Here is a 9,784-nt window from a genome sequence, read left to right on the forward strand (position 1 = left end):
ACATATTTCTGTATACAATCATTTTTTATTTGATTATATCATAAAATAAAATATTTAATCAATTAATACAAAGTATTTTATGCATGTAATAAAAATCCGCCGTTTTGATTTTTGATATTTATATCTCTCAATTAAAATAAAAATAGTATTATAAAAAGATTGAAACAATTTGTCGCAATTACTCTCAATACCGGCACTGCATCAGGAAAATCGAATTGTATCAAATGGAAAGAATAAAAACAATAGTTTTTATAAAAATATATTATAAGATTATTGGGGTTTTTGGGACAAAATGCGGGATTAATATTACAGGGAAAAAATAAATTAATGAAAATTTGTTTGATTATTTATAATTTGCATTATTGTATTTTTGAATATATTTTTATTAATTCCCTGAAACCAAGGTTTTTATAAAAATTAATGGCCATTGTGTTGAGGGATGGAAATTCCGCAGTTACCATGTTAATTCCACGGTCATTGACAACATCTGTAAATTTATCGATAAACTCCTTGCCAATGCCCTTTGAACGGAATTCTGGAAGCACATAAATTTCCCTTATTCTGGCCTCATATTTTGGGTCATAATATATTCTGAATATTATATCAGAAATCAAAATTCCAACAATCTTTTTATTTGATTCTATTACCAGTGAAATATGATTATCACGGTCATTAACTATTTTTTTTAATTTTTCCCTGATCTCCTGCTCATTATTTGATGACACCCTTAATGCATAATCAAATTCTGAATTTAATCTCTTGAGTCTTAACAGCAAGTCCATTGCCTGATCTATATCATTATCTGTCATTTCCCTGATCTTATAATCCATTTACTCACCATCCTTTTCATTAAACAGCTTTTTATAGATTTTTCTGTTTGAACCGATTATTTCTGTTGCAGTTTTTAAAAATCCCTCACGGGAATCAGTTTTCCTTGCAAGGCCCTCATCCACAGTTTTCCTTGCAACTGTTGCCGCAACCTCCGGGAATAAATTAAGGTCATCCATTGTTGGAACTATTTTATCATATGATATGTCACTTACATAATCGGCAATTGCCTGAGATGCTGCAACCATGACCCTAAAATTAACACCCTTAGACCGTGCATCCAGAACACCCCTGAAGACACCGGGAAAAACAAGGCTGTTGTTTATCTGGTTTGGAAAATCGCTTCTGCCTGTTGCAACTATTCTGGCGCCGGCACTTATTGCATCCTGTGGCCATATCTCTGGCAGGGGGTTGGCAAGGGCAAAAACAATTGGATCCCTATTCATGGATTTTATCCAGTCTGTTTTTATTGTGCCAGGCTCGGATTTTGAAGCTGATATTATAATATCAGCACCCCTGAATGCATTATCTGTATTCCCCCTGATTCTTTCCCTATTTGTTTCAAGCGCAATGTGGTATTTCCAGGGATTTTTTAACATTAATGAATCTATATCCTCACGTTCCGGCTCCAGAATTCCATGGGAGTCTATAACAACCATATTTTCCTTTTTAAACCCTGCAGCCTCGAAGAGATATATTGCCGCAATGTTGGCCGCACCTGCACCATTAAATACAATCCTAACATCCTCCTTTTTCTTATTAACAAGCCTTAATGAATTAATAATTCCTGCAAGTGTTATTGATGCTGTTCCCAGCTGGTCATCGTGCCATACAGGTATATCCATCTGCTTCTGAAGATTTTCCAGCAGAAAGAAGCATCTTGGTGATTCTATATCCTCTAAATTATAGCCGCCAAAATAAGGCTCAATGGCCCTTGCAGCCGTTATAAACTCATCATTATTTTTAACATTTAACGGTATTGGTACAGCATTTACACCTCCCAGGTAATTAAAAAGCAGGGCCTTCCCCTCCATAACAGGTATGGATGCGTGGGTTCCAACATTTCCCAGGCCTAATACCCTGGTGCCATCTGTTAGTATGGCAACCGAATTCCATTTGCCTGTTAATTCATAAACCAGATCATCATTATTCTTAATCTGCCTGGATACCTCCGCTATACCTGGTGTATAAAGGGAAGAAAAATCGTCAAGGCTGTTTATTGGAACCTTGGGCAGTATTCTTATTTTCCCCTTATATTTTCTGGATATTTCCATGGCAATCTTATTATAATCGCCAGTTTTTTCAGAATCCCTCATAATCATAAAAATATATATACAATTATTATTAAAACTTTACCTTTAAACATATAAACATTTACCGTAATTTTTGAGAAAAAAATTAAAAATTTAGCTATTTTTTAAATTTTTGTATATTTCCATTTTACAGCTGCAGTTTTCTATATTACACGAGTTTATGGTAAATTGCGGGCACATGTCAAGTTTATAAGGATATGAATTTTTAACAGCTGATTTTATATCCTCAATTTTAGTAAGGCATAAATTTATAAGTTTTTCATTATTAAATATGATCTCATGCACAATTACCGAATTGTTAAGTTTTGGGTAGACAATAATTATTAATCCAGAATTTATATTCCTTTTTGCGCATATTACAGCAAGCTCTGAATAGTATGTATCAGGTATATTGCTTGTATAAACAGAATTATTTATCTTTAGAATATATGGCACAATTGAGGTTTCATCGTAAATGTTTTTTATCAAATATTTTTCATAACCTGATAGCCCAAGTGTATTTACCGAATTTTTTAATGCATATTCCTGTGAGGATATTGCAAGTGCAGATGTTTCTATGGCATCCATCATAAAAAATTTTATATTATTCTTATCATAATTAAACGTTGATTTTAATCTATTCTCTGCCTGTATCTCCCTGTCATTTCTTATCCTATGGTAATATCTCCTTGGATATATTAAATCGATGTTCCTTATATCCAGCCTTGTATTCTCAATGGAATAATTATTTAAACTATTCTCAAGTTCCCCATCCTCTGATATATTAATTGAATTAATTATCCATTTATCATCCTTTAATTTTAATTTACTGCAATTGCAGACATTATTTTCCTGAAAAGGGCATCCATGCGTAAAATAAGTGCATCTTGGAAAATTTGAAATATCATCATTATACAGGCCACGCTTTATTAAATCAATTCTGTAAACCATCTCATTTATTATATTATCCCTGTTTTTAATATGAATTTTATAGGCATAAAAATTTCCAGACGAGTAAAAAACAAGATAGTTTATGTCACTGTAATTTTTATTTAAAACTGAGTAAAATAACAGCTGCTCAAGGTCGGATAAATAATCTTTATAAAGGTCTTCAATTTCTATGTTTTCCCTGCTTTTAAGCTTAAATTCAATAACCGAATTATTTATCATAAAATCAATTCTGCCAACAACATTTAAATTAAGATGGGAGCCGTTCACAGGTATTTCATAACCCGAAAAACCATCCATCTGCTCGAACCAGCCCCTGGCCATGAAATGGTATTCCTCACCAAGCTTCATTCTTAAATATATGTCATTGCCAATTTCGATTTCCTTGTATTTTCTTGAATAATATGAATTGACTGGATTTATCAGGTCTGTTACATATAAGTAATCCGGAACATCAAAAGTTTTCTTTTTTATACTGTCCTCCAGTATTTTTGTTATATTATGATTAATATTGTCAGATATTATTGCCTCCTTAACACCCTGCAGAAGCTGCATAAACTTAAAGTGTTTAACTTATTAAAAACATTTCCTCATATTATTTAGAATATTTAATAAAATAACATTTTATATGAATATTTTATTATAATAATATGGATGGATATTATAGGGGAAATATAAACGATGTTAAAAGCTCTGAGGTAAAAATAGGCAATTCAAAGGATGCATACATACAGTGGCTTATCACGGACAGGCAGGAAAAATCTTATGCCATGAGAAGATTTATTATAAAACCAAATGGTATAATACAGATGCATTACCATGATTATTACGAAAGTTTATACATAATAAGGGGAAAGTGCATTGCCTGCGTTAACAATGATTCAATGGAATTAAAATCTGGAGATTTTATTTTTATAGATTCCAGATTTAAACATGAATTAATAAATAATGGCAGTGAGGATTTAGAATTTATTTGTGTAATAAATTATACAAAAAATATGGATATAATACCTGTAAATGATGAGTGCAGGGATAATGTTATTTAAAAATTAAATATTAAATGAACATTATTTTTATTAAAATTATTATATATCTTATTTAAGCCATGCACATACTTTAAATATTATTAAATACTTAAACAAACATGTATTTAATAAATGTAAAGACTAAAAGCAGCTGCAGCCTTTCTGAATCAACATATAATAATGATTCAAAAATAATACTATCCTATGTGGGAAAGACAGGTAAATATTTTAATTCTATTTTCGGATACTTTGCAGTAAATGATGATTTTAAGGAAAAATATCATAAAGATTTCAATAAAATTAAATTCACTGCTGGAAAGAATTTTATAGCATTCAGTGGGAATAAAAGGGGCCATGGCATCATGAATGCAATTGCTGAAAATGATGCCATGCCAATTTTCCCCTTTTTTTCTTTCACAGGTCTTGAACATTATTTTATAGTTACATATGATAAAAATTCTATTGAAGGCATATTTAATTCAATATCAAAATCGCATAATAAAATAATAGAATACGATTACGTAAATCTAAAATCAGGGGATGGCATCCTTGATATTTCAAAAAAGATATATTCTATGGTTCACACATTAAAAATAACCGCACTGGAGAGAAAACTTATAAAGGAAGCACTTCAGAATGGATATTATGAATGGCCAAGAACATACAGCCTGCAAAACATAGCAGATGAATACGGACTCTCAAAGCCAACGGTTTTATTCCACATAAGAAATGCAGAAAAAAAGATAATTGAATCCATTCTGGACTGATTGACGGTATAATTAATATAAATTTATCATTTAAAATATTCATAAAAATATCTCAGGTTAAGTTAATATATAAAATAATTATATTAAATTATCATGTCTGGGATATATGAGTGCCTGAAAAATGTCAAATGTAACCATCCGGAAAAACATCTTGGCATGCACTTTGAGAATGGAAGTTATGTTATAAGGGCATATCTACCAATAGCTGTTAATGCCTACGTAATTATTAATGATAAAAAATATAAAATGATTGAGACCGATAATAAAATATTTCAGGCCAATTTTAATGATAAGATTAATAAGTATATGATTTCATATACTGACAGTTCAGGTTATGAGCATAAATATTATGATCCATATAACTTCAGGCCTGCAGTATCTGATTATGATATTTACCTTTTTAAGGAGGGCAAACTTTTTGAATCATATAAGACCTTTGGTTCACATTTAATTGAAATTGATGGGGTTTCTGGCTGCAATTTCACTGTTTGGGCACCCTCCGCCCTTTCAGTTTCAGTTGTTGGAAATTTCAACCACTGGACGCCCGGAATGCATCCAATGATTAACATAAATGACTCAGGCATATGGTCTATTTTTATACCAGGTATTTCAGAAAATGAGGTTTATAAATATGCAATAAATACAAGCAGTTTTGGGATTAAAATGAAAACAGACCCATATGCATTTTATACTGAAAAAAGACCAAGAACATCCTCAATAGTAATCGGCCATGATTTTAACTGGAATGACAGCGAATGGATAAATAAAAGAAATATTTTGGGATACAATGATCCCGTATCAATTTATGAAATGCACCTTGGTTCCTGGAGGAAAAATGGCGATAAATATTACAGTTACAGGGAAATAGCACCAATGCTGATTGAATATCTTAAAAAAACCGGATTTAATTATGTGGAATTTATGCCATTAACTGAATACCCGCTGGATATATCCTGGGGATACCAGGCCGTGAATTATTATGCACCCACATCAAGATACGGCAGGCCGGAGGATTTAAAATACCTTATAAATGAACTGCACAGGAATGGCATTGGGGTAATACTTGACTTTGTTGCGGCACATTTTCCGGATGATGATTATGGATTATACATGTTTGATGGCACACACCTGTATGATTACGCAGATCCCAGAAAGGGAAGAACCCCGGACTGGGGAACAAATATATTTGATTTTGGCAAAAATGAGGTCAGGTCATTTTTAATCTCTGCAATTATGTACTGGATTGATGAATTTCATATAGATGGCATCAGGGTTGATGCGGTAACATCAATGATATATCTGGATTTCTCCAGAAAACCAGGGGAATGGATTCCAAATATATACGGTGGAAACATAAACCTTGAGGCTGTATCACTATTAACAGAGCTTAATTCAACGGTGCATGAAAAGTATCATGGGGTCATAACAGTTGCCGAGGAATCAAGCACATATAAGGGAATAACGTCAAGGTCTGGCATCGGCTTTGATTACAAATGGAATATGGGATGGATGCATGATACACTGGATTTTTTTCATACAGACCCGCTTTACAGGAAATATAACATTGGGAAATTAACCTTTACAGTAATGTATGCATACAGTGAGAGGTTTATACTGCCAATATCACACGATGAGGTTGTTTATGGCAAGGGTTCACTTTATCAGAAGATGCCCGGTGATTATAACCTAAAAATATCCAATATTAGATTGTTTATGTCGTATATGTTTGCATATCCGGGCAAAAAATTACTATTCATGGGAAATGAATTTGCACAGAAGAATGAATGGGATTCAAATTCACAGCTTCAGTGGAATGCCATTGGAAAACCTGAGGAGGGTTTATTAAACCTGATTAATGACCTCAACAGTTTATATAAAGAATATGACGACCTCCATATAGATGAAAACTTTTCATGGATAGATTTTAATGATGTAAATAATACCGTGATCAGTTTTATGAGGGGAAATATAGTATGCATATTTAATTTTACACCTGTTGAAAGGGAAAATTATGCAATAGGTGTTGACAGTCCTGGAACATATACAGAAATTTTTAATAGCGATTCATCAAGGTACGGCGGTTCAAATCATATAAATAAAAATATAGAATCATGCAATTATTCAATGCATGGGAGAAAATATTCAATAGAGATAAATTTGCCACCATTATCGGCCATTTATCTGAGGAATGATGCGTTATGACGGCTCCAATTGCAATAGAGAATGTAAGGCCTGAAATTAACTGTGGAAGGTATCCGGCAAAAACAATAGAAGGACAGGATTTTTATGTCAGTGCCGAGATTTTTAAGAGCGGGCATGACCTTGTATATGCTGTGCTAAAATACAGGAAAAAGGGTAAGAGAAGGTGGAATATAATCCCAATGGACTCAAATCCAAATGATATATTTACTGCAAAATTTAAAACGGATGGCATTGGTTTCTATGAATATACAATTGAGGCATGGAAGGATTCATACGGCAGCCTCCTGAAGGATATACAATCATGGTACAATGCAGGGGAAAATGTGGAGGAGGACCTAAAAGTTATCATGGAAATTATAAAATATTCATATAATAATTCAAGGGGGGATGATAAAAAATTTTTAAGGTCAAGCATAAATGAATTTAAAAAATTAAATGTGGATAAAAAAATAGAGATGCTTAAGGATCAAAATTTTTCTGCCATAGTCAAAAAATATCAGAAAAAACCTGAAAAAACTGGTTACTGCAAAAATCTCTGGCTCATATCTGATCCAGTTTATGGTGGCTATGCCTCATGGTATGAGCTCTTTCCAAGGTCTCTTGGAAATGATGGCAGATCAGGAACGCTTAGGGATTTAATTAATCATTTAGGCTATGTAAAATCCATGAATTTTAATGTAATATATTTAACGCCAATACATCCAATTGGGATAACAAACAGGCGTGGAAAAAACGGTTCCAGAACTGCATCACCTGGTGACCCTGGAAGCCCATGGGCAATAGGCAATTCCTCAGGGGGCCATTATTCAATTAATCCCGAGCTTGGTACCATGGACGATTTTGAAGACCTGGTAAAATCAGCCGAAAAACTCGGCATTAAAATAGCCATGGACATTGCATTTCAGTGTTCGCCTGATCATCCCTATGTTCATGATCATCCTGAATGGTTTTACCACAGGCTTGATGGTTCCATAAGATATGCAGAAAATCCGCCAAAAAAATATTATGATATTTATCCTTTAAATTTTGAAATAAAAAATAAAAAGGCACTATGGAATGAGATGAGAAATATTATTATATACTGGATAAACCATGGCATAAGAATTTTCAGAATAGATAACCCGCACACAAAACCACTGGATTTCTGGGAATGGCTTTTAAATGAGATTAAGTCAAGGTATCCGGATGTTGTTTTTCTTGCCGAGGCATTTACAAAGGAGAACCTAATGTTTGAGCTTTCAAAGCGTGGATTTACAATGTCATACACATATTTTACATGGCGCGTTACGCCTGAAGAAATTACATCCTATTTTTCTGAATTAAATTCAGAACCATTAAATTACTTTTTCAGGCCAATGCTGTTTACCAATACACCGGATATTCTTGGAAAGGATCTATGGAAGGGAAGAAATGAATTTATCATAAGGGCGGTTCTGGCATCAACGCTATCGCCATTATGGGGCATTTACTCAGGATTTGAATTATGTGAAAATGATCATCTGGGGGATACTGAAGAATATTTAAATTCTGAAAAATATGAAATAAAACATAGAGATTTTGATTCTCCTGGTAATATCAAAGATATAATTTCAAAGCTTAATATAATAAGGGAGGAAAATCCTGCGTTAAAAACACATGGCAATATATATTTCTGTGAAACAACGAATAATTCCATACTGGCGTATGCACGATATTCTCAGGATTTTAAAAATATAGTTCTTGTGATACTAAATATGGATACTGATAATGTACAGTCTGGTTATGTAAGGGTTCCATTGGGGACGCTTAAAATTAATAATTATATTTATGATGCAGTTGATGTCCTAAACAACAATAAATATAAGTGGAATGGCGAATATAATTATGTCCGGCTTATTCCTGGAAAAAGGCAGGCACATATAATGGTGATAAAATGCTAGATGACGGCAATAAACTATGGTACAGGGATGCCATATTCTATGAGGTCCCTGTAAAATCATTTTATGATTCCAACGGTGATGGAATTGGCGATTTTAGGGGGCTCACAATGAAACTTGGTTACCTTAAAAACCTTGGTGTTGACGCTTTGTGGCTTTTACCCTTCTATAAATCGCCCCTTAAGGATGATGGTTATGATATATCAGATTACTATTCAATCCTACCAGAATACGGTACCATAGATGATTTTAAACAGTTTATAGAAACAGCGCACTCAATGAATATAAGGGTAATAGCCGATCTGGTTTTAAACCATGTATCAGACCAGCATCCATGGTTTGTGGAGGCCAGAAAAAGCAGGGACAGCCCAAAAAGAAACTGGTTTATATGGAGTGATACTCCTGATAAATTCAAGGAGGCCAGAATAATATTCATAGACACTGAAAAATCCAACTGGGCATATGACCAGGAATCGGGACAGTACTATTTCCACAGATTTTATTCATCACAGCCAGATCTTAATTATGATAATCCCGAGGTAAGGGAGGAGGTAAAAAAAATTATCAGGTACTGGCTGAACCTTGGCCTGGATGGCTTCAGGGCGGATGCCGTGCCATATCTTTTCAAGCGTGAGGGTACCAACTGTGAAAACCTTCCAGAAACACATAATTTCTTCAAGGAAATAAGAAAAATGATGGATAGTGAATATCCTGGAACAATACTTTTGGCCGAGGCGAATCAGTGGCCAACGGATGCAAGGGCATATTTTGGCAATGGGGATGAATTCCATATGGCATTTAATTTT

8 protein-coding genes are annotated in these 9,784 nt (G+C 33.5%); 5 read left to right on the forward strand and 3 right to left on the reverse strand.

Annotation, left to right across the window (positions count from 1 at the left end; genetic code table 11):
- Positions 1–359: 359 nt before the first annotated feature.
- The 3 genes from AOG54_RS07525 to AOG54_RS07535 all read right to left on the reverse strand — a co-directional run bounded on the left by AOG54_RS07525 (position 360) and on the right by AOG54_RS07535 (position 3,623).
- Entirely contained in the window at positions 360–830 is a 471-nt protein-coding gene (locus AOG54_RS07525) for a GNAT family N-acetyltransferase (protein WP_048101280.1), read from the reverse strand.
- Entirely contained in the window at positions 831–2,150 is a 1,320-nt protein-coding gene (locus AOG54_RS07530; RefSeq protein ID WP_055032577.1) for an NAD(P)-dependent malic enzyme, read from the reverse strand.
- Positions 2,151–2,234: 84 nt separating this feature from the next.
- Positions 2,235–3,623 (reverse strand): hypothetical protein, encoded by a 1,389-nt coding sequence (locus tag AOG54_RS07535; RefSeq protein ID WP_055032578.1) that lies wholly within the window; start codon positions 3,621–3,623, stop codon positions 2,235–2,237.
- Positions 3,624–3,718: 95 nt separating this feature from the next.
- Here AOG54_RS07535 and AOG54_RS07540 point away from each other — a divergent pair, with 95 nt between their 5' ends.
- The 5 genes from AOG54_RS07540 to AOG54_RS07560 form a co-directional block, all read left to right on the forward strand.
- Positions 3,719–4,114 carry a cupin domain-containing protein gene (locus tag AOG54_RS07540; RefSeq protein ID WP_055032579.1) on the forward strand — a complete coding sequence of 132 codons (396 nt, stop codon included), beginning with the start codon at positions 3,719–3,721 and terminating at the stop codon, positions 4,112–4,114.
- A 98-nt stretch (positions 4,115–4,212) separates the two neighbouring features.
- Positions 4,213–4,860: a helix-turn-helix domain-containing protein gene (locus tag AOG54_RS07545; protein WP_048101284.1), complete on the forward strand. Its 648-nt coding sequence runs from the start codon at positions 4,213–4,215 to the stop codon at positions 4,858–4,860.
- A 93-nt stretch (positions 4,861–4,953) separates the two neighbouring features.
- Positions 4,954–7,062, forward strand: a complete 2,109-nt coding sequence (gene glgB, locus AOG54_RS07550) for a 1,4-alpha-glucan branching protein GlgB (protein ID WP_055032580.1) — start codon at positions 4,954–4,956, stop codon at positions 7,060–7,062.
- Complete coding sequence (locus AOG54_RS07555) at positions 7,059–8,981, forward strand: alpha-1,4-glucan--maltose-1-phosphate maltosyltransferase (protein ID WP_055032581.1); 1,923 nt, start codon at positions 7,059–7,061, stop codon at positions 8,979–8,981. The genes glgB and AOG54_RS07555 overlap by 4 nt, the downstream gene beginning before the upstream one ends.
- Positions 8,975–9,784: alpha-amylase family glycosyl hydrolase (locus tag AOG54_RS07560; RefSeq protein WP_269082563.1), on the forward strand; the 810-nt coding region annotated here is incomplete at its 3' end. The genes AOG54_RS07555 and AOG54_RS07560, both read left to right, overlap by 7 nt.

This window comes from Acidiplasma aeolicum, assembly GCF_001402945.1.
Taxonomy (GTDB): Archaea; Thermoplasmatota; Thermoplasmata; order Thermoplasmatales; family Thermoplasmataceae; genus Acidiplasma; species Acidiplasma aeolicum.